Source organism: Actinospineispora eucalypti (assembly GCF_039543365.1).
Classification (GTDB): Bacteria; Actinomycetota; Actinomycetes; order Mycobacteriales; family Pseudonocardiaceae; genus Pseudonocardia; species Pseudonocardia eucalypti.
The window spans coordinates 262,143-280,813 of the sequence record NZ_BAABJP010000007.1; the positions used below are offsets into that span (position 1 = coordinate 262,143).

Consider the following 18,671-nt stretch of genomic DNA (forward strand, 5'->3'; position numbering starts at 1 on the left):
GCCAGCGACCTTTCCCACTAACGTGGCCGGTAGGAGCCGGGTGGGGTGCCGGTCCAGCGGCGGAAGGCGCGGCGGAAGGCGCTGGGTTCGGAGAAGCCGAGGCGGATGGCCAGGTCGGTTACCGGTTCCCGTCCGCTGGCCAGGGCGGCCACGGCCGCGTCGCGCAGGATCTCCTCGCGGATCACGCTCATCGAGGTGCCCTCCGCCCGCAGCCGGCGGCGCAGGTGTTGCAGGCTGAGGTTGAGCCGCGCGGCCACCTCTTCCGGGGCCGGCCACGGCACCGGCCGCGCCGGGACCGGGGCGCCGGCGGAGACCAGCGGGTACTCCATGATGCGGCGCACCTGGTCGGCCAGCGAGCTGCCGTAGTCCCGCCGGGCCAGCAGATCACCGGGGGAGTTGCGCACCCAATCCAGCATCTCGGCCTCGGTGCGGATCACCGGTGCCGCCAGCAGCGCGCTGTCGAAGGTGAGCGCGGCCCGTTCGGCGTCGAAACGGGGCCGGGCGCCGAACACCCGGTCGTAGTCCGCGGGGTCCTCTGGCGATGGGTAGGGCAGCTCCAGCGCCAGCGGCTTGATCCGCTGGCCGACCAGCCAGGCGGTGAACCGCTGCACCACACCGACCATCAGGTCCACCACCAGGTGCTCCGGGTCCCTCAGGCCGGTGTGGTCCAGGCAGACCACGGTGCGCTCCGGCCCCATCGAGGCGCTGATCGTGGGCAGGCCGGGCAGCACGGCGCTGAACTCGCAGGTGCGTTGCAGCGCGGTGCGCAGGTCCGGTGAGTGGATTACGCCGAGGGCGACCATCCGGAAGGTGCCGCGGGGCACCGGGTGCGGCCCCGCGCCGAACATCTCGTCGTCGGTCAGCCGCCACAGCCGCCGGGCCACCCGGGCGGCCTGCCCCACGGTGACCCGGCTGCGCGCGTGCACCACCAGGTCCGGGGCCACCCCGGTGCCGCGCAGCAGCTCGTTGACGTCCACGCCGGCGCGCACCGCGGCCTGCAACGCGCGGTGCACGAACTGGATCGGCACGGTCGAGGTGGACACCGCGGGCGAAGTTACCAGCAGTCCGTGCGGTATCTGTTCGGTCATCGATGCCGCTAGTCACGGTCATCCCGGACCCCACCGCCAGTTCCTACGGTAGTTACCGGCAACGGAGCAACCTAGGAGACGACATGCCGGAGAACGCGGGGTTCGACCTCGCCCAGCTGGGGGTGTGGGGGGACGAGGTCGAGTTCGAGGTCACCCGGGAGCGGGTGGTCGCCTACGCGGAGGCCACCAACGACCCGACCAGCCAGCACCTGGACGGCACCTACGCGCCGCCGGTGTTCGCCATCGTGCCGCCGTTCCAGCTGATGGCCGAGCGCACCATGGCGGTGGTGCCGGATGAGCTGATGATGCGCATCCTGCACGGCGAGCACGACTTCCGGTTCCGCCGGCCGATCGAGCCGGGCGAGACGATCATCAGCCGGGCCCGGGCGGTCGGGGTGGCCGGCAAGTCCTCCGGGGTCACCGTGACCACCCAGATCGAGTGCCGGAGCAACCGGGGCGACCTGGTCAACGAGCAGTTCTTCGTCGGCTTCTTCCGGGGCGGCAAGTTCGACGGGCAGGTGGGTGAGGCGCCGCCGGAGCACGGGTTCGACCCGGCGCTGAGCGCCCGGGAACCGGCCGAGCGGGTGGTGCAGAAGTTCGACGAGGACCAGACCTTCCGCTACTCCGAGGCATCCGGCGACCCGATGCCGATCCACCTGGACGACGAGTTCGCCAAGCAGATGGGCCTGCCCGGGATCATCATCCACGGCCTGTGCACCATGGCGTTCACCTCGCACGCGGTGCTCGGGCACGCCTCGCCCGCCGACCCGGCCCGGTTGACCCGGCTGGCCGTGCGGTTCAGCGCGCCGGCCCGGCCCAGGGACACGATCACCACCGCGATCTGGCCGTCCGGCGCCGGTTCGTACTCCTTCCAGACCACCAAGGACGACGGCCAGGCCGTGATCAAGGACGGCCGCGCCGAGTTCGCCGACTGAGCGGAGCTGAAGTGAGCAACAAGGTTTACGTCGTCGGCGTGGGGATGACCAAGTTCGAGAAGCCCGGCCGCCGGGAGGGCTGGGACTACCCGGCGATGACCAAGGAGGCCGGGGAGAACGCGCTGGCCGACGCCGCGATCGAGTACCAGAAGGTGGAGCAGGCCTACGTCGGCTACTGCTACGGCGAGTCCTGCTCCGGGCACCGGGCGGTGTACGGCCTCGGGCTCACCGGCGTGCCGGTGTTCAACGTGAACAGCAACTGCTCCACCGGGTCCAGCGCGCTGTTCCTGGCCGCGCAGGCGATCCGGGGCGGGCTGGCGGACTGCACCCTGGCGCTGGGCTTCGAGAAGATGCAGCCGGGCTCGCTGGGCACCACGTACAACGACCGCGAGCAGCCGATGCAGCGGCACCTGATGGCCATGGCCGAGCTGCGCGAGCTGGCCTTCCCGCCGGCGCCGTGGATGTTCGGCGCGGCCGGGCTGGAGCACAACGAACGTTACGGCTCAACGCCCGAGCACAACGTGATGATCGCGGAGAAGAACCACCGGCACTCGGTGAACAACCCGTACGCCCAGTTCCAGGAGCACTACTCGGTCGAGGACATCAAGGCGGCCAAGATGGTCTACGAGCCGGCCCAACTGACCCGGCCGCAGTGCTCGCCGACCTCGGACGGCTCGGCGGCGGCCGTGCTGGCCAGCGAGCGGTTCGTGACCGAGCACGACCTGGCCGACCGGGCGGTGGAGATCATCGGGCAGGCGCTGGTCACCGACGTGCCGGGCACCTTCGAGACCCGCAGCATGCGCACCCTGGTGGGTTCGGAGATGAGCACGGAGGCGGCTCGCCGGGTGTACGACCAGGCCGGCATCGGCCCGGAGGACGTGCAGGTGATCGAGCTGCACGACTGCTTCGCCCCCAACGAGCTGATCACCTACGAGGCGCTCGGGCTGTGCGCCGAGGGGGAGGCGCACAAGCTGGTCGAGGCCGGCGACACCGGCTACGGCGGGCGGTGGGTGGTGAACCCGTCCGGTGGGCTGATCTCCAAGGGCCACCCGCTCGGTGCCACCGGGCTGGCCCAGTGCGCCGAGCTGACCTGGCAGCTGCGCGGCGCGGCGGACAAACGCCAGGTCGCGGGCGCACGGGTCGCCCTTCAGCACAACATCGGCCTGGGCGGCAGCGCGGTGGTCACCGCGTACCGGCCGGCCTGACGGAGGAGGACGGACATGGCAAAGGCGCAGTGCAGCAAGAACATCGCCGCCAGCCAGGAGAAGGTGTGGCGGGCGTTCACCGACCTCGGCGGCTACGAGAAGTGGATGACCATCCACGACCGCTGGCACGGCGACGTGCCGGGCGAGCTGGCCGAGGGCGGCACGGCCACCCAGCAGGCCACCATCATGGGCATGGCGAACAAGATCGACTGGACGATCCAGGAGCTTGCCGCGCCGTCCCGGCTGAAGATGTCCGGCACCGGCCTGGCCGGCGCGCGGGTCACCTTCGTGCTGAACGTGACGGCGGACGGCCCGGACGCCTCGGTGGCCGAGATCGACGCCGAGTTCATCAGCCAGATGATGGTGGGCGCCATCGGGGACGCGGTGGAGCGGGCCACCAACAAGGAGCTGGCCGCGTCCCTGGACAAGCTCGCCGGGCTGGTCGCCTGATGGGCACGCTGGACAACCGGGTCGCCGTGGTGACCGGGGCCGGGCGCGGCATCGGCCGGGCGCACGCGCTGCTGCTCGCCTCGGAAGGCGCGAGCGTGGTGGTGAACGACCTCGGCGGGGACAACACGGGCGAAGGCGCCGACGCCGGACCGGCGCAAGAGGTGGTCGCGGAGATCACCGCCGCCGGCGGCCGGGCCGTGGCCAACGGTGACGACGTGTCCGACTGGGCCGGCGCCGCACGGGTGGTGCGGAGCGCCGTGGACGCCTTCGGCGGGCTGGACATCGTGGTGAACAACGCCGGCATCCTGCGGGACGCCTTCCTGGCCAGCCTGGACGAGCGGCAGTGGGACGCGGTGATCGGCGTGCACCTGAAGGGGCACGCGGCCGTGCTGCACCACGCGGCGGCGTACTGGAAGGCCGAGGCCAAGGCCGGTCGCCCGCGCGCCGCATCGGTGATCAACACGGCCTCGGCGTCCGGCACCTTCATGCCCAACGCCGGGCAGGCCAACTACGGCGCGGCCAAGGCCGGCATCGCCGCGCTCACCCAGGTCGCGGCGGTGGAGCTGGAGCGCTACGGGGTGCGGGTGAACTGCATTGCCCCGGTGGCGCGCACCCGGCTCACCCTGGCCACCCCGGGCATGGGGGCGATCTTCGCGGCCGAGGTGCCGGAGGGCGGGTTCGACGGGTTCGCGCCGGAGAACATCTCCCCGCTGGTGGCCTATCTGGCCCAGGAGAAGTGCCCGCTGAACGGCCAGGTGTTCGCGGTGCAGGGCGGGGCGATCTCCCTGTTGAAGGGCTGGACGGCCGAGGCGACCATCCAGGCCGACGGTCCCTGGCGACTGGACGACCTGGCCGAGCGGGTGCCAGGCCTAGCCGGCTGAGCCGTCAAGATGCCGTCAAGGACCCTGCGCGGCCGCTGACGGCGGGGGATCATCGATCCTCATGAGGACTCCCGCCCGGTATACGACGTTGGACCCGCGCACCGCCGCCACGGTGCGGCTGGTCGCCGTGTTCGCCGTGCTGCTGTTCGTCGGCGTCCCGGTGGTCGGTGCGCTGCTCCTGGCCCACTAGCCAGGCATCCAGCCGCTGGTCGTAGTCCGGCGCGGCGCGCAGTGCGCGCCCGGTCGCCCGGCTCAGCCAGCCCAGCTCGAGGAAGCGCGCGGTGAGCGCGGCCGGCAGCGCGCCGGCCAGGTGCGGGCGGCGCTGGGTCCAGTCCACGCAGCCCCGGGCGAACATCCGCCGGGTGCGGGCCAGGCGCTCCGGGTCGATGTCCAGCCCGGTGAGCAGCGAACGGCCGGCCGGGGTCAGCCGGTGGTCACGCTCGTTCTCCTGGTGCAGCGCGCCCGCCGCGAGAAGCCGGTCGCGCAGCTGCACCCCGCGCCGGCCGGCCAGGTGGTCGTAGCAGGTGCGCGCCTCGGCGAGTGCCCGCGCCGCCCGGTCGGAGCGCAGCGAGCGAACCGGGGCCGGCGGCGCGAGTTGGGCCAGCGCCTCGACCGCGGCGGCCACCGAGGGACTGGCCAGCTCGTGGTAGCGGTGCCGGCCCTGCGCACGCACCGCCACCAGCCCGCCGTCGATCAGCCGGCGCAGGTGTGCGGTCGCGGTGGCCGGGCGCACCCCCGCCCGCCGGGCCAGGTCGCCGGCCGGCAGCGCCCGGCCCTCGGCCAGGGCGGCCAGCATGGCGATCCGGGTGGGGTCGCCGATCAGCGCGGCCACCGGGGTGAGGTCGCGGTCCGGCACGGCTGGCTCGGTCACCGGTCCACCGTGCCACAACCACGATTTGGTCCGGGGCGAAACGTCCCGCGCATAGCGTCATCCGCATGACCGAACAGCAGATCGAACACATCTTCCGCGCCTGGGACGACGCACTCGGCGCCAAGGACCTGGACGCCGCCATGGCCCTCTACCGGGAGGACGCCACCCTGGAGAGCCCGCTGGTCTGCCACCTGCAGAGCACCGAGGAGGGGGTCATCCGCGGCCGGGACAACCTGCGCGCCTTCGTCGCCAAGGTGTTCGCCAACCAACCGGCGGAGCGGCGCCGCTTCCGCACCGGCTACCTCACCGACGGCACCCACCTGACCTGGGAGTACCCCCGGCAGTCGCCGGACGGCGACCAGATGGACATCGTGGAGATGATGGAGATCCGGGACGGGCGGATCGCCCACCACCGGGTCTACTGGGGCTGGGTGGGGGTGCGGATGCTGCTGGACGGAACCCACTCGCGCTAGATTTCCGGCACGCGCCTGACTGGGCGCGCGCTCGGCAGCGCCTTCGGCGCTGATCAGCACCCCAGGGCGCCGGCCAGCTCGGTGAAGCTCGCGCAGGCCAGGTCGGTCGGCGTGTCGGCGGGCCGGTCGGCGTCCTGGTCCGGCCCCTTCTCGGCCGGGCGTTCGACGAACGCGGTGCGCAGGCCGGCGGCCCGGGCGCCGTCCAGGTCCCAGCCGTGGCAGGCCACCATGAGCAGTTGCTCGGGCGGCAGGTCGAGCAGCCCGGCGGCGCGGTGGTACACCCGGGCGTCCGGTTTGTAGCTGTGCGCCAGCTCGGCCGAGATGATCGCGTCGAAGTGCAGGTCCTCGGCCTTCAACAGGTTGATGAGCAGGGCGAACCCGCCGTTGGACAGCGCCACGACGGGGTAGCGGACCCGTAACCGGCGCAGCCCCTCCGCCGCGTCCGGCCAGGCCGGCAGGCGGTGCCAGGCGCGCACCAGCCGTTGCCGGTCGGCCTCGTCGAACCGGTCCGCGAGACCGAAGCCGTCCAGCAGCTTGTCCAGCGACTCGCGGTGCAGCGTGTCCAGGTAGGCCCAGGGGCGGCGGCCCTCGCGGACCTCGGCCATGGACGGCAGGTACCGCTCCCGCCAGGCGCCGGCGAACTCGCCGCCGTCCAGCTGCACCCCGCGCTCGGCGGCGATCGCGGTGACCTGGCCGGCCACCCCGGTCCACCAGTCCACCGTGGTGCCGAAGATGTCCACCAGCAGAGCGGCGGGTTTCATTCCGTTACCTCCATCGCGATGTCCAGCCAGCCGCGCAGGCCGGCGTGCCCCTCGGCGGTCACCGTGACCACCCGGCTGGCCTCCCTCGCGCGTACCCAGTCCAGTTCGATCAGGCGGGAGAGCAGCGCGGCGCCGAGGCTGCCGGCCAGGTGGTCGCGCCGTTCGCTCCAGTCCATGCACCGGCGGGTGAGTGGCCGGCGCCTGCGCTCCAGCACGGCCACGTCGATGCCCAGCGCCCGGAAAGCCCCGGCACCCCCGGCCGTGACGTCGTCAGCTGTGTTGCCGTCGGACGCCGAACTGGCCGCCCGACCCATGCCGGCTTCGCCGGGGTCGAGGTGGCCGGCGGCGACCAGGCCGTCGCGGATCGCCACCCCGACCGTGCCGGCCAGGTGGTCGTAGCAGAGCCGGGCCCAGCGCAATCGTCGCCCGGACACCGCCGCGCGCAGCGAGTCGACCGAGGCGGGCGGGGCCAGCAACAGTAGCCCCTCCAGGGCGTCGGCCACCGCGTTGGCCAGCCGGAACAGCCGCTGGCGGCCCGCCGGCTCGACCACCAGCAGGCCGCCGTCCACCAGCTTGCGCAGGTGCATGCTGGCCAGCGGGGCGGACACCCCGGCCGCCGTCGCCAGGTCGGAGGCGGAGCGCGGCCGCCCGGCCAACAGCATCAGCAGCATGGCGGCGCGGGTGCGGTCGCCGATCAGTGCGCCTATGCGCGCCAGGTCCGCCTCGCCAACCACCGCCATGCCGGAGACGCTATCCGTTCAACGGTTCAATGCCGGTTGAACCGTGCTCGTCGGGCTAACCGGCGAGCACGGCGTCCAGCTCGGCCAGCAGGCGGGCCTTGGGCCGGGCGCCGACCAGCGCGTGCACCGGCCGGCCGTCCCGGAAGACGAGCATGGTGGGCAGGGCCATGACCTGGTAGTCCCGGGCGTAGCGGGAGTTCTCGTCGGCATTGATCTTGTAGACGGCCAGCTGGCCGGCCCGCTCGGTGGCGATCTCCGCGAGCACCGGGGCGAGCATGTGGCAGGGGCCGCACCACTGCGCCCAGAACTCCACCAGCACCGGCTTGTCCGCCTCCAGCACCTCGTGCCGGAAGGTCTGGTCGGTCAACTCGGTGAGCATCGGGACTCCTCGTGGTCGGGTACTCCGCAGGTGCCGGGGTGCCGGGCGAGCGCGCGGCCCAGCTTCCCGGCCAGGTCGGCCCGCACCTCGGCGAGCCGGTCGATCAGGGTGTCCACCTCGGCCAGCTTGCGCCGGTACACCTCGATGGAGTCCAGGCAGTCGTCCCCGCTGGTGTGCCCGGCGCGCAGGCAGGCCACGAACGGCCGGGTCTCGTCCAGGCTCAGGCCCGCCGCCCGCAGCCCGACGATCTCGGTGACCAGGCGCAGGTCGTGCTCGTCGTAGGCCCGGTAGCCGTTCGCCGATCGCCGCGCGGCGAGCAGCCCCAGCGACTCGTAGAACCGCAGCGCGCGGGTGGTCGTCCCGGTCCGCTCGGCCAGCTCCCCAATCCGCATGCTCCGAACGTAAACGTTCCCCCGCGCGTCAACGCAAGCCCTGACGACCGGGGTACGGTGCCGGTTTCAAAGAGCTGCTTGGACGGCGCGGTTCGGCGGTCTGCCGCTGCCTGGGTGCGGCCTGTTGCGTTCAGCGATGGCTACCCACGGTCACAGCCGGCGGCAACGGCATGATCACCCCCACTCCTCGCCAAGATGCGACGACTGCACGCCAAACCGGCGTGATCCGCGCTAACGTCACCGGGCAAGGGGGGAACCAATGCGGCTGTTGCTGGGTTCGATGCTTGCCGTGGTGACGTTGGGGCTGACCGCGTGCGCTGGGCAACCGGCGCCGCAAGCGCCGTCGGAGCCGGCGTTCCGTCCCGGGGCCTGCGCGGGGGACTACACCGGGGTGCCCAACAAGATCGAGTGCGGCACGCTGGTGGTGCCGGAGACCCGCGGCGCCGATGGCCCTCGGCGGATCGCCCTTCCGGTGACCATCGTGCGGGCCAGTGCGCCGAGGCCGGGGGCGGTGCCGGTGGTGTACCTGCACGGCGGGCCCGGCGCGGGCGCGGTGGAGGACGTCGGCGGCCAGCTGCGCGACGCCCGGGGCCGCGAGCTGGTGGCCATCGACCAGGACTGGATCTTCTTCGACCAGCGCGGCGGCGGGCTGTCCGCGCCCGCACTGGACTGCGGCGAGGTGGCGCTGACCGACGCCGGGCCGCTGAGCGACGTCGCCGCGGCCCAACTGGTTTCCTGCGCGGAGCGGCTGCGCGCCTCCGGCGTGGACCTGTCGCGCTACAACGCCGAGGAGGTGGTACGGGACATCCAGGACCTGCGCGCCGCCCTGCGGCTGGACCGGATCGACCTGTTCGGCGTCTCCTACGGCACCCGGATCGCCCTGGCCGCCGTGCAGCACGCCGCCGAGGGGGTCCGAGCGGTGGTGCTGGACTCGCCGTGGACGCCCGAGGCGATGTGGGCCGAGGGCGGCCCGGAGATGGTGTCCGACGCGGTGCGGGAGATCTTCACCCGGTGCGCCGCCGACCCGGCCTGCCACGGCCGGTTCCCGGACGCCGCGCCCCAGCTGGACGCGCTGGCCAACCGGCTACTGCCCGGGCCACAGACCATCAACGGCAAGACCTACACCGCCGACGACCTCGGCGGTTTCCTGATGGACACCGCCTACAGCTCGCCCGGCGCGCGGGCACTACCGGCCACCGTGGCCCGGTTCACCGCCGGCGACATGACCGAGCTGGACCAGCACCTGGCCGAGCGGTCCGGCTACCACGAGGCGCAGCACCTGACCCACCTGTGCAAGGAAGAGTTCCCGTTCGAGGACGAGGGCCGGATGCGCCGGCGCGCCCAGCGCGACCCGGTTTCGCGGCTGCTGGAGAACTCGATGGGCCGGTACTTCCAGGTCTGCCGGAGCTACCCGGTCGGGCCGCCGGACCCGGTCGAGGCGCAGCCGGTGAGCAGCCCGCTGCCCACGCTGTTCCTGGCCGCCGAGATCGACCCGGGTTGCCCGCCCGCCGTGGCCAGGACGGCCGCAGCCCGGTTCCCGAACGGCCAGCTCAGCATCATCCCGAACGCCACCCACGGGGTGTTCCGGGGCAGCGCCTGCGCCCGCAAGATGATCAGGAGCTTCCTGGCCGACCCGAACGGCAAGGTGGACCAGTCCTGCCTGCACCCCGAGCACGACCGCTTCGTCTTCGACCTGGGTTAGCCCAGGCGGTAGCCGAAGCCTCGGATTGTGCACAGCAGGTTCGGCCGGTCCAGCTTGGTGCGCAGCGCGGTGAGGTGCACGTTCAGCGCGTGCGAGGTGCTCTCGCGGGTGTCCCGCCACACTTCGTCCATGATCGTCTTACGGCTCACCGCGACGCCGACCTGCCGGGCCAGCACCTCGAGGATGTCGAACTCCTTCATGGTGAGCGTGATGTAGCGGCTGCCCACCCGGACCGTGCGGGCGTCCAGGTCGATCTGCACGTCGCCCACCTTCACCTTGGGCCGAGCCGCCTGCCCGGTGCGGCGGCCCGCCTCCCGCGAGATGCCGCGCGCGGCCGCCAGCAACTGGGGCAGCGGGATGGGTTCGGTGGGTGGGTCGCTCGGGCATTCGGCGGCCGGGGCGGCGGGGGCCGCCGCACCGCCTCGGTTGGCGTTGAGCAGCAGCACCGGGGCGTCGGTGGTGCCCCAGAGTTGCCGCAGCACCTGGAAGCAGTCGACGTCCGGGCGGGAGAGGTCGAGCAGCACCAGGTCGGTGTCCAGGTTGGCCATCAAGGCTTCGGTCTCGGGCTCACAGCTCACCGGCCGGTGACCCTGTGCGCTGAGGGCGTCGCTCAGCGTGTTGTCCGCCTGATCGTCGTCTTGGACTACGAGTACCCGCACTGTGGCCTCTCAGTTCTCTCGTGCGTAGCGGGCCCGCCGGGCCGCGCGCCGCGCCATCAGGGTTTCCGGGGCCGGCCAGAGCGTGACGTCGCGCGCCGGAAAGATCATGACTTGTTGCCCGACCTTGACCCGGACGGACGGCCACGGGTGGTCCTGGTCGATCTCACCCACGGCGACGCCGAACCAGGTGATGCCGCTCAGGTCGACGGCCGCGACCGTGTCACCATTGTGGATCTTGTTGAGCGGCGGGCGGAGCCGGATGCGGCCGGTGCGGGAGTGCTGCGCGGGCAAAGCGGTACGCACCGTGGCTGCCGGGTGGCAGTAACGCCGGGCCGGCGCGCGCTTTACCCCTTTCACCTTGCGCATGTCGCCAACCTTTCGGTCCGTTTGTCCGAGCGCAGTCGATATCCGATACCCCGTACCGTCTGAATGAGATCGGGCCGCCCGATCTTTGCCCGCAACATGGCCACGTGAACATTCAGCGTGTCGTTCGCGCCGGGCCATGGCCGGCCCCAAATCTGTGCGATGAGACGTTCCCGGGGGCATACTCGACCGGCCTCGTCGGCGAGCAGCGCGAGCAGTTGGAACTCCTTGCGGGTGGTGGTGATGTCGGTTCCGCCGACCCGGACCACCTGCCGGGCGATGTCGATGTCGATGTCCGCGATGCGTAGCGTGTCCGCGCGTGCGGAGGCACGTGCTCGGCGCGCCACCGCGTGGATCCGGGCGATCAGTTCGGCCGGGTTGACCGGTTTGATCAGGTAGTCGTCCGCGCCGGCGCGCAGCGCGCGCACCCGGGTCTCGACGGCCGTGCGGCTGGTCAGCACCACTACCGGCACATCGCATATCGAGCGGATCGCCCGGCACGCGGTGAGGCCGTCGATATCCGGTGTCGAGAAGTCCAACAGCACAAGATCCACTGTGGTGAATGCCGGAAATGCGTCACCAGCGTTACGGATCCATTTCGCCGTAATATCGTATTTGGCTAACGACTTAACGAGCTCGTTTGCCTCGCGTTTGTCGTCGCCGATCAGCAAGATTTGCATGGTCGTACCACCCCCACCCCAGGTCAGATCATGACATGGGGAGGGAGTGTCGAACCTTAAGTTTTGCCCAAGCTTAAGGCGGAGGTATTACTCCGATCCTCAACTAATGGCTTGAGAATGCTCGGAGATCGATTTCTCGGATTTCAGGGGGCCAGTGAGCGGAGCAGGAAGGTCCGGATCAGATGCCGGTCGCCGTCCGCGTCCAGGTCGGTCCGGAGCATCAGCATCAGGTAGATGCCCCGGATCCACTCGACCAGCTCGTCCTCGGTGGCGTCCTCGCGCAGCTTGCCTTCCTTGCGTCCCCGGGCGAACAGCGGCCGCCACAGCTCGGCCACCAGGTGGTGCATGGCGGCGCTGGAGGTGGCGGTGAGCTCGGAGAGGTGGCGGCCGTGGGTGACCTCGAGCAGCGTGGTCAGCTCGGGATCGGTGCGCGCGGCGGTGATCACCGCCGCCGAGCCCTCCACCGCCGCCGTCTCCCAGTCGTCGGTGCGCGACAGGATGTCCTGCAGCAGCTCGCCCATCTCGCTCAGCCGGGCCAGCAGGGCGGCGTCCACCAGTGCGGACTTGCTCGAGGCGTACCGGTAGATGGACTGCCGGGCCAGTCCGGCCGCGTCCGCGATGTCGGCCATCGAGGTCTTGCGCACGCCGTAGCGCAGGAAGCACCCACGGGCGGCCGCGAGAACCCTCGGCCAGGTGCCTTCCTCCCGCTGGTCCTCGGCCTCGGCTTGCGCGGCGTGGTTCGCGGCGCGGTCCGCGGCCAGTGAGGCCATGGTCCCCTCCCGTGCATTGACAGTCGGCAAATTATGTCACATAGTCATACGTGCTCCAAGCCACACCATGCCGATGCCACGCTACCTATCGGTACGCAACGACGCGGCGGCCAGTCACCAGCGGGAGGCCCGATGTGCAGGCTCACCCGATCGCTGTGGCCGGCGGACACCTCCGTGCCGGTCGCCGAGACCACGGTCGGTGAGCTGCTGCGGGACACCGCCGCCCGGGCGCCGGACGAGCTGGCCCTGGTCGCCGGTGTGGGGGACCCGGCGGCGCGCCGGCGGTGGACCTACGCCGAGCTGGTGGCGGACGCGGACGCGGTGGCCGGCGTGCTGCTGGAGCACCTCGAGCCGGGGGAGCGCCTGGGTGTGTGGGCGCCCAACGTGCCGGAGTGGCAGGTCGTGCAGTTCGGCGCGGCGCTGGCCGGGATCACCGTGGTCAGCCTGAACCCGGCGTACACCGAGGTGGAGGCGAGCTACGCGCTCGGCCAGTCCCGGTGCGCCGCCGTGGTCGCCGCCGGGGACGTGCGGGGCCGGGACTTCCGGCGGCTCGTGGCGTCCGTGCGCGGTGATCTGCCGGCACTGCGCCATATTCTGGACTTCGAGCCGGGTTCCGAGCTGTGGGCCGGGGTCCCCGGTGGCGCGCGGCCCGAGGTCACGCCGGCCTCCCCGGCGATGATCCAGTACACCTCCGGGACGACGGGTTTCCCCAAGGGGGCGATCCTGGCCCACCGGGGCATGGTGAACAACGCCCGGCTGTTCGCCCGCCGGTTCGGCATCGCGGCCGGGTCGGTCTGGCTGAACCCGCTGCCCATGTTCCACGTCGGGGGCTGCGGTTTCGGTGCGCTGGGTGCCATGTGGAACCGGTCCGCGCACGTGGTCACCGGGTTTGAGCCGGGCCTCTCGCTGGAGCTGATCGAGGCCGAGCGGGCCGCGTTCTTCCCCGGTGTGCCGACCATGTTGATCGCTATGATGGAGCACCCCCGCTTCCCGGACACCGATCTCTCCTCCCTGGAGGTGGTGATGTCCGGCGGGACCACGGTGCCGCCGGAGCTGGTCGGACGGGTGGAGAAGGAGTTCGGCGCCCGGTTCGGCGCCATCTTCGGGCAGACCGAGATGGGCGGCGTGATGTGCCAGTCGCTGCCCGGGGACTCGCTGGCCGACAAGTCCGCGCGGGTCGGCCGGCCGCTGGAGCGGACCGAGATGAAGGTGGTCTCCCCGGTGTCCGGTGAGGTGGTGCCGTGCGGCGAGGTCGGCGAGTTCCACGTGCGGGGCATCGGCCAGTTCAGCGGCTACTTCGACCGGCCGGAGGACACGGCGAAGGCGCTGGACGCGGACGGCTGGTTCCGCACCGGTGATCTGGGAACCATGGACGACCGGGGTTACGTCGCGGTCACCGGGCGGCTCAAGGACATGATCATCCGGGGTGGGGAGAACATCTACCCCCGGGAGATCGAGGACCTGCTGCACACCGTGCCGGGTATCGCCGAGGCGGCCGTGGTCGGTATGCCGGACGAGTACTGGGGCGAGCAGGTCGCGGCGGTGGTCCGCCCCGCGCCCGGGGTGGAGCCGGATCCGGCGGCCTGGCGGGCGGCGGTGCGCGAGCGGCTCTCCGGCCAGAAGGCGCCGAGGCGGTGGTTCCTCACCGATGCCATGCCGCTCACCGCCGGCGGCAAGGTCCGCAAGTTCCGGCTGGTCGAGCTGATCGGAGAGGGTGCGCTGAGCGAGGTCGACGCAGGTGGCTGACGAGGGTTTCGGCGCCGAGGTGGACCTGGACTCGGTGCGGCTTTCCCGGACCGCGACCTGGGGCGGGCTGGAGACCGAGAGCCACTACGGCGAAACGCCGATCGACTACGGCCGTGACCTGGGCGATCCGGGTGAGTTCCCGTACACCCGGGGCAGCTACCCGAAGATGTACCGGAGCCGGATGTGGACGCTGCGCAACATCGTCGGCTACGGCGCGCCGGAGGACACCCGGGACGGCATCGCCAAGGCACTGGCCGCCGGCGGCGCCGGGGTGGACGTCGCGGTGGACACGCTGACCGCCGAGGCGGTGGACCCGGACCACCCCGCGCTGCGCGCCGACGTCGGGCTGGAGGGCTGCTCGCTGCCGTCCCTGCGCGACGTGAAACGGCTGCTGGACGGCGTGGACATCACCCGGACCGACGTGGCCTACCACTCCACGATGATGATCTACCCGATGATCGCCGCGTTCGCGGTGGACACCGGCGTGCCGCTGGCCGACATCCAGGGCTCGCACATGCCCGACCATCTGCAGCTGACCCTGGCCGGCTGGGGCGAGAAGATCATGCCGGCGGACCTGGCCCACCGGGCCACGGTGGACTGCGTGGAGTACGCCGCCAAGCACAGCCCGCGCTGGGCTCTGGGCCTCCCGCAGGCCTACGACCTGCGAGAACGCGGCCTCACGCCGGTCGCGGAGATCGCCGTCGGGATGGCCATCGCCAACGCCACGCTGACCGACCTGGCCGCGCGCGGCGTCCCGGTGGACCAGGTGGCGCCCAGCCTGGCCTGGGTGTCCATCACCGACGTGGACCTGTTCGAAGAGGTGGCCAAGTTCCGCGCGCTGCGCCGGGTGTGGGCGCGCACCATGAAGGAGCGGTTCGGCGCCACCGACCCGCGCGCCATGCGGCTGCGCATCGCCTGCCACACCTCGGGCCGCTCGCTGACCCACCAGCAGCCGCTGAACAACCTGGCCCGGGCGACCGTGCAGACCCTGGCGGCGCTGCTAGGCGGGGTGCAGTCGGTGGAGGCGTGCACCTGGGACGAACCGGTCGGCATCCCCACCCACGAGGCGCGCGAGCTGGCCACCCGCACCCAACAGATCCTGGCCCACGAGGTGGGTGCGGCGCGCACCGCCGACCCGCTGGGCGGCAGCTGGTACGTCGAGTCGCTCACCGACCGGGTGGAGGCGGAGGCGCTGGCCCTGCTGGCCCGCATCGAGGAGCGCCGCCTGGTCGAATCGGTGCGGGACGGCTCCATCGAGGCGCTGATGGACGAGTTCAACTACCGGCAGGAGCGGGAGCTGGCCACCGGCGAGCGGATCAAGGTCGGGGTGAACCGGTTCGTGCCGACGTCGGCCGAGCAGCAGCCACCCCGGTTCCGGTTCGACCGGGCGAACGTGGAGGCGCACATCCAGCGGTTCGTGGAGCTGAAACGGCACCGGGACAACGCCCGGCTGGCCGCCGCGGCCGCCGATCTCTACGCGGTGGCCCGCCGAGGCGAGAACCCGGTCGGCGCGATGATCGAAGCGCTGCGCGCCGACGGAAGCATCGCCGAGGTCTGGGGCACCGTACGGGTGGCGCACGGCCACCCCTACGACCCGTTCGGCGTGCTCACCTCGCCCTGGGGGCACACGCCATGACCCGGGTGAGATGTGTTCTGGGCATGCTCGGCACCGACGTGCACACCAAGGGCATCCGCACCCTGGCCCGGCACTTCCGGGATGCCGGGATCGAGGTGGTCTACCTCGGCGAGCACAACACCCCGGAGGGATTCGCCGCCGCGACCGCCGCCGAGGACGCCGACATCGTCGGCCTCAGCTTCTCCACCGCCAGCTACCTGTACTACGTCGAGGAGCTGATGAAGGCCATGGCCTCCGTCGGCCTGGCCGACGTGCCGGTCATGGTCGGCGGCCTGATCCACACCGACGACGAGCCGACCCTGCGCGGCCTCGGCGTCGCCGGGATCTTCGGCCCCGGCTCCACCACGGAAAGCATTCTCGACTTCGTCTTCTCTATCACTGGGAGGAACAGTGTCCACTGACGTCAGCCACTCCACCACCGAGTACGACGGTCCGGTCAGCGCCGAGGTACGGGAGTCCATGCGGACCGCCGACTACTACCTGCGCCAGGACCGGGGCACGGTGCCGGACGCGCTGTTCGAGCAGTCCACCAGGGACCTCGGCGACGAGCCACTGGACAAGGGGCCGTTCGTGGACCGCTCCTTCCACGAGCTGGAGAAGGTGAAGCTGTGGAAGCGGGTCTGGCAGATGGCCTGCCGGGAGAACGACATCCCCGAGGTGGGCGACCGCTGCGTTTACGACATCGTGGACCAGTCGGTGGTGGTGGTGCGTTCGGGTCCGGACGAGATCAAGGCGTTCCACAACACCTGCATGCACCGGGGCACCCGGCTGGTCGACCCGGAGGTCGGCGACCCGATGTCGGGCAAGGAGTTCACCTGCAGCTTCCACAAGTGGAGCTACAACCTGGACGGTTCGATCAAGCAGATCCCGTGCCGGTGGGACTTCCCGCTGGTGCGCGACGCTGACGTGCATCTTTCCGAGGTGCGCACGGCCACCTGGAACGGTTTCGTGTTCGTCAACCTCGACCCGGACGCCCCGCCGTTCGAGGAGTTCCTCGGCGAGACCATTCCCCGGCACTTCCGGAACTGGCCGCGCGAGAAGGCGTACAAGGCCGCGCACATCGGCAAGGTCATCCCGTGCAACTGGAAGCTGGCCGCCGAGGCGTTCCTGGAGATCTACCACATCGTGGCCACCCACCCGAACTTCCTGCCGTACTCGGCGGACTGCAACGCCCAGTACGACTTCTGGGGCAACCACGCGCGCATGATGGGCATCGTCGGGGTGTCCAGCCCGCACCTCGGTGAGCTGGACGACCCGCAGATGATCGTGGACGGCATGCTCGGCGACGCGGTGGGCAACATGTTCGGTGAGGGCGAGTTCGAGATGCCCCAGCTGCCGGAGGGCGCCACCGAGATGGACGCGCGGCGGCTGTGCGCGGACTTCGTGCGCGAGTCGATGGGCAAGCAGTTCGGCCAGGACTTCTCCAAGGCGAGTGACACCGAGATGCTGGACGCCACCCAGTACTTCGTGTTCCCCAACTTCATCCCGTGGGCCGGCAACGCGTTCCCGATGGCCTACCGGGTGCGGCCGAACGGCGACGACCATGAGTCGTGCATCTTCGAGGTTCTGGTGATGATGTGGATGCCGGGCGACGCCGACCCGCCGAAGGACAGCCCGCTGAAGATGACCCCGGCGGACCGGCCGTGGGGCGAGGTCGCCGAGCTGGGTGGGCTGGGGCCGATCATCGACCAGGACATGGTGAACCTGGTCAAGTTCCAGCGGGGAATGCGCTCGGACGGCATCAAGCAGGTGCACTTCGCCAACTACCAGGAGCGCAATATCCGCAACCTGCACCAGAACCTGGGACGCTTCCTCAGTGACTGAGGGACTCGGACGGATGTATCGCTCCGGGTGGACCGGGTGGACGCATTCGCCGCCGACCCGGCGCGCGGCTGGGTGCGTCGCAAGCTGGAACGCAACCGCCCGGAGCGCCTCGGCCTGGAGGTCAGCGGGCCTGCTCCCGCACCGCCCGCAGTAGCACCATCGACATGACCAGCACCCAGGTCCCGTAGACCACGGTGCCCAGGTAGAACACGAAGATGCCGTGCCAGGCGAACGGCCCGGACTTGAAGAAGAAGGCCAGCAGCGCGGGCACGAACAGCAGCCCGGTCCAGAAGTTGGCGTACCCCACCCAGCGCGGGAACACCGGCGTCCCGGCGTGGTCGCCCAGCACGGCCGCGCCGATGGCGAAGTTCTGGATCAGGAACGGCGCCACCGGGGTGAGGAACAGCAGCCAAGCCAGGTCGGTGAGCAGTTGGGTCAGCTCGGGGGAGCGGTCCGGGCGGAACGCCGCCACGTTCAGGATGATCATCGGGACCATCAGCATCACCCAGGTCACCGACCCGGACACCGCCTGCAGAATGGCCAGGGTGGGTGGGCGGTCCCGTTCCATGCGCACCATCTGGACGGTGATCAGCGCGACCAGCGGGCCGATCAGGCTGACCCCGACGCTGGCCAGCATCAGCCCCAGCCGCACCAGGTTAGGGCTCTCCGAGTAGAACGCGGCCGCCTCGGCCGGCGTGGCATTCGCCGCCGGGGGCACCGGCAGGACCCCGGCCAGCGTCATCCCGCCCAGCCCCAACAGCACCAGCACCGGCCCGCACCACGCGCAGACCAACTGAACCTGCCGCCCCACCGCACACCTCCGGCGTCTCCCGCGGCACAGATTTTACCGCGGATTCAAAACTGTGTCCCAGCTCGGCACCGGCAGTCGGAGCCTGAGACTCCGACTCGAGTACCTACTTCGCCGCTATGGCTCTGCGTGGAAATATGCGACACCGAGTGCTCGGTGCGGATCCCGCCATGCGATCACCATGCCCTGCTGATCATGGGCTGAGCCTCGGCAAGCATCACGGGTCACAGCCGTTCCGCGCGGTTGCCCTCCGCGTGCCACTTGTGAGGCGAGAGGAGTCGTTGGGCTGGCATCCATCGTTGCGTACG

At 71.1% G+C, this 18,671-nt stretch carries 21 protein-coding genes; 10 read left to right on the forward strand and 11 right to left on the reverse strand.

Going from position 1 to position 18,671, the window contains the following annotated elements; genetic code table 11:
• Positions 1-17: 17 nt before the first annotated feature.
• Entirely contained in the window at positions 18-1,043 is a 1,026-nt protein-coding gene (locus tag ABEB12_RS08730; RefSeq protein ID WP_185064424.1) for an AraC family transcriptional regulator ligand-binding domain-containing protein, read from the reverse strand.
• A 128-nt stretch (positions 1,044-1,171) separates the two neighbouring features.
• Between ABEB12_RS08730 and ABEB12_RS08735 the strand changes: the two genes are divergently transcribed.
• The 4 genes from ABEB12_RS08735 to ABEB12_RS08750 are packed head-to-tail and all read left to right on the forward strand — an operon-like array spanning position 1,172 to position 4,559.
• Positions 1,172-2,023, forward strand: coding sequence for a MaoC/PaaZ C-terminal domain-containing protein (locus ABEB12_RS08735; RefSeq protein WP_185064425.1), 852 nt, complete (start codon positions 1,172-1,174; stop codon positions 2,021-2,023).
• Between the two features lie 11 nt (positions 2,024-2,034).
• Positions 2,035-3,228, forward strand: coding sequence for a thiolase C-terminal domain-containing protein (locus ABEB12_RS08740; protein WP_185064427.1), 1,194 nt, complete (start codon positions 2,035-2,037; stop codon positions 3,226-3,228).
• Positions 3,229-3,243: 15 nt separating this feature from the next.
• Complete coding sequence (locus ABEB12_RS08745; RefSeq protein ID WP_185064429.1) at positions 3,244-3,678, forward strand: type II toxin-antitoxin system Rv0910 family toxin; 435 nt, start codon at positions 3,244-3,246, stop codon at positions 3,676-3,678.
• A complete protein-coding gene (locus ABEB12_RS08750; protein ID WP_185064430.1) occupies positions 3,678-4,559 on the forward strand; it encodes an SDR family oxidoreductase in 882 nt (293 codons plus the stop codon). Before ABEB12_RS08745 ends, ABEB12_RS08750 begins: the two co-directional genes overlap by 1 nt.
• Positions 4,560-4,608: 49 nt before the next feature.
• Here ABEB12_RS08750 and ABEB12_RS08755 read toward each other — a convergent pair whose 3' ends face one another.
• Entirely contained in the window at positions 4,609-5,430 is an 822-nt protein-coding gene (locus tag ABEB12_RS08755) for a helix-turn-helix domain-containing protein (protein WP_221498519.1), read from the reverse strand.
• Positions 5,431-5,495: 65 nt separating this feature from the next.
• Between ABEB12_RS08755 and ABEB12_RS08760 the strand changes: the two genes are divergently transcribed.
• Complete coding sequence (locus ABEB12_RS08760; RefSeq protein ID WP_185064432.1) at positions 5,496-5,903, forward strand: nuclear transport factor 2 family protein; 408 nt, start codon at positions 5,496-5,498, stop codon at positions 5,901-5,903.
• 53 nt (positions 5,904-5,956) lie between these two features.
• On the opposite strand, the gene ABEB12_RS08765 is transcribed toward ABEB12_RS08760, so the two are convergent.
• The 4 genes from ABEB12_RS08765 to ABEB12_RS08780 are packed head-to-tail and all read right to left on the reverse strand — an operon-like array spanning position 5,957 to position 8,175.
• Positions 5,957-6,664: a haloacid dehalogenase type II gene (locus ABEB12_RS08765; RefSeq protein WP_185064434.1), complete on the reverse strand. Its 708-nt coding sequence runs from the start codon at positions 6,662-6,664 to the stop codon at positions 5,957-5,959.
• Complete coding sequence (locus ABEB12_RS08770; protein ID WP_185064436.1) at positions 6,661-7,404, reverse strand: helix-turn-helix domain-containing protein; 744 nt, start codon at positions 7,402-7,404, stop codon at positions 6,661-6,663. The genes ABEB12_RS08765 and ABEB12_RS08770 overlap by 4 nt, the downstream gene beginning before the upstream one ends.
• A gap of 55 nt (positions 7,405-7,459) precedes the next feature.
• Positions 7,460-7,783, reverse strand: a complete 324-nt coding sequence (gene trxA, locus ABEB12_RS08775; RefSeq protein WP_185064438.1) for a thioredoxin — start codon at positions 7,781-7,783, stop codon at positions 7,460-7,462.
• Positions 7,768-8,175, reverse strand: coding sequence for a MerR family transcriptional regulator (locus ABEB12_RS08780; protein WP_185064440.1), 408 nt, complete (start codon positions 8,173-8,175; stop codon positions 7,768-7,770). Before ABEB12_RS08780 ends, trxA begins: the two co-directional genes overlap by 16 nt.
• 259 nt (positions 8,176-8,434) lie before the next feature.
• Between ABEB12_RS08780 and ABEB12_RS08785 the strand changes: the two genes are divergently transcribed.
• Positions 8,435-9,877 carry an alpha/beta fold hydrolase gene (locus ABEB12_RS08785; protein WP_185064441.1) on the forward strand — a complete coding sequence of 481 codons (1,443 nt, stop codon included), beginning with the start codon at positions 8,435-8,437 and terminating at the stop codon, positions 9,875-9,877.
• Here ABEB12_RS08785 and ABEB12_RS08790 read toward each other — a convergent pair.
• From ABEB12_RS08790 to ABEB12_RS08805, 4 genes are all read right to left on the reverse strand, one after another.
• Positions 9,874-10,536, reverse strand: a complete 663-nt coding sequence (locus ABEB12_RS08790; protein WP_185064443.1) for a winged helix-turn-helix domain-containing protein — start codon at positions 10,534-10,536, stop codon at positions 9,874-9,876. The two genes, ABEB12_RS08785 and ABEB12_RS08790, sit on opposite strands and share 4 nt — an antisense overlap.
• 9 nt (positions 10,537-10,545) lie before the next feature.
• A complete protein-coding gene (locus tag ABEB12_RS08795; protein WP_185064445.1) occupies positions 10,546-10,902 on the reverse strand; it encodes a hypothetical protein in 357 nt (118 codons plus the stop codon).
• Complete coding sequence (locus tag ABEB12_RS08800) at positions 10,890-11,579, reverse strand: winged helix-turn-helix domain-containing protein (RefSeq protein ID WP_185064446.1); 690 nt, start codon at positions 11,577-11,579, stop codon at positions 10,890-10,892. Before ABEB12_RS08800 ends, ABEB12_RS08795 begins: the two co-directional genes overlap by 13 nt.
• Positions 11,580-11,722: 143 nt before the next feature.
• Positions 11,723-12,349 (reverse strand): TetR family transcriptional regulator, encoded by a 627-nt coding sequence (locus ABEB12_RS08805; protein ID WP_185064448.1) that lies wholly within the window; start codon positions 12,347-12,349, stop codon positions 11,723-11,725.
• Between the two features lie 132 nt (positions 12,350-12,481).
• Here ABEB12_RS08805 and ABEB12_RS08810 point away from each other — a divergent pair, with 132 nt between their 5' ends.
• The 4 genes from ABEB12_RS08810 to ABEB12_RS08825 are packed head-to-tail and all read left to right on the forward strand — an operon-like array spanning position 12,482 to position 17,555.
• Complete coding sequence (locus ABEB12_RS08810) at positions 12,482-14,095, forward strand: AMP-binding protein (RefSeq protein WP_185064450.1); 1,614 nt, start codon at positions 12,482-12,484, stop codon at positions 14,093-14,095.
• Complete coding sequence (locus ABEB12_RS08815; RefSeq protein WP_185064452.1) at positions 14,088-15,731, forward strand: methylmalonyl-CoA mutase family protein; 1,644 nt, start codon at positions 14,088-14,090, stop codon at positions 15,729-15,731. The genes ABEB12_RS08810 and ABEB12_RS08815 overlap by 8 nt, the downstream gene beginning before the upstream one ends.
• Positions 15,728-16,132: a cobalamin-dependent protein gene (locus tag ABEB12_RS08820; protein ID WP_185064453.1), complete on the forward strand. Its 405-nt coding sequence runs from the start codon at positions 15,728-15,730 to the stop codon at positions 16,130-16,132. Before ABEB12_RS08815 ends, ABEB12_RS08820 begins: the two co-directional genes overlap by 4 nt.
• Positions 16,122-17,555, forward strand: coding sequence for an SRPBCC family protein (locus ABEB12_RS08825; RefSeq protein WP_185064455.1), 1,434 nt, complete (start codon positions 16,122-16,124; stop codon positions 17,553-17,555). Before ABEB12_RS08820 ends, ABEB12_RS08825 begins: the two co-directional genes overlap by 11 nt.
• Before the next feature lie 121 nt (positions 17,556-17,676).
• Here the strand turns inward: ABEB12_RS08825 and ABEB12_RS08830 are convergent, their stop codons facing one another.
• Complete coding sequence (locus ABEB12_RS08830; protein ID WP_185064457.1) at positions 17,677-18,366, reverse strand: hypothetical protein; 690 nt, start codon at positions 18,364-18,366, stop codon at positions 17,677-17,679.
• Positions 18,367-18,671: the final 305 nt, after the last annotated feature.

What these genes read in the sequence shown, in the direction of transcription:
- ABEB12_RS08735 (WP_185064425.1), top strand. Translation starts at nt 1,172, where the DNA reads ATGCCGGAGAACGCGGGGTTCGACCTCGCCCAGCTGGGGGTGTGGGGG.
- ABEB12_RS08745 (WP_185064429.1), top strand. Translation starts at nt 3,244, where the DNA reads ATGGCAAAGGCGCAGTGCAGCAAGAACATCGCCGCCAGCCAGGAGAAG.
- ABEB12_RS08750 (WP_185064430.1), top strand. Translation starts at nt 3,678, where the DNA reads ATGGGCACGCTGGACAACCGGGTCGCCGTGGTGACCGGGGCCGGGCGC.
- ABEB12_RS08760 (WP_185064432.1), top strand. Translation starts at nt 5,496, where the DNA reads ATGACCGAACAGCAGATCGAACACATCTTCCGCGCCTGGGACGACGCA.
- ABEB12_RS08765 (WP_185064434.1), bottom strand. Translation starts at nt 6,664, where the DNA reads ATGAAACCCGCCGCTCTGCTGGTGGACATCTTCGGCACCACGGTGGAC.
- ABEB12_RS08770 (WP_185064436.1), bottom strand. Translation starts at nt 7,404, where the DNA reads ATGGCGGTGGTTGGCGAGGCGGACCTGGCGCGCATAGGCGCACTGATC.
- trxA (WP_185064438.1), bottom strand. Translation starts at nt 7,783, where the DNA reads ATGCTCACCGAGTTGACCGACCAGACCTTCCGGCACGAGGTGCTGGAG.
- ABEB12_RS08780 (WP_185064440.1), bottom strand. Translation starts at nt 8,175, where the DNA reads ATGCGGATTGGGGAGCTGGCCGAGCGGACCGGGACGACCACCCGCGCG.
- ABEB12_RS08785 (WP_185064441.1), top strand. Translation starts at nt 8,435, where the DNA reads ATGCGGCTGTTGCTGGGTTCGATGCTTGCCGTGGTGACGTTGGGGCTG.
- ABEB12_RS08795 (WP_185064445.1), bottom strand. Translation starts at nt 10,902, where the DNA reads ATGCGCAAGGTGAAAGGGGTAAAGCGCGCGCCGGCCCGGCGTTACTGC.
- ABEB12_RS08800 (WP_185064446.1), bottom strand. Translation starts at nt 11,579, where the DNA reads ATGCAAATCTTGCTGATCGGCGACGACAAACGCGAGGCAAACGAGCTC.
- ABEB12_RS08805 (WP_185064448.1), bottom strand. Translation starts at nt 12,349, where the DNA reads ATGGCCTCACTGGCCGCGGACCGCGCCGCGAACCACGCCGCGCAAGCC.
- ABEB12_RS08810 (WP_185064450.1), top strand. Translation starts at nt 12,482, where the DNA reads ATGTGCAGGCTCACCCGATCGCTGTGGCCGGCGGACACCTCCGTGCCG.
- ABEB12_RS08820 (WP_185064453.1), top strand. Translation starts at nt 15,728, where the DNA reads ATGACCCGGGTGAGATGTGTTCTGGGCATGCTCGGCACCGACGTGCAC.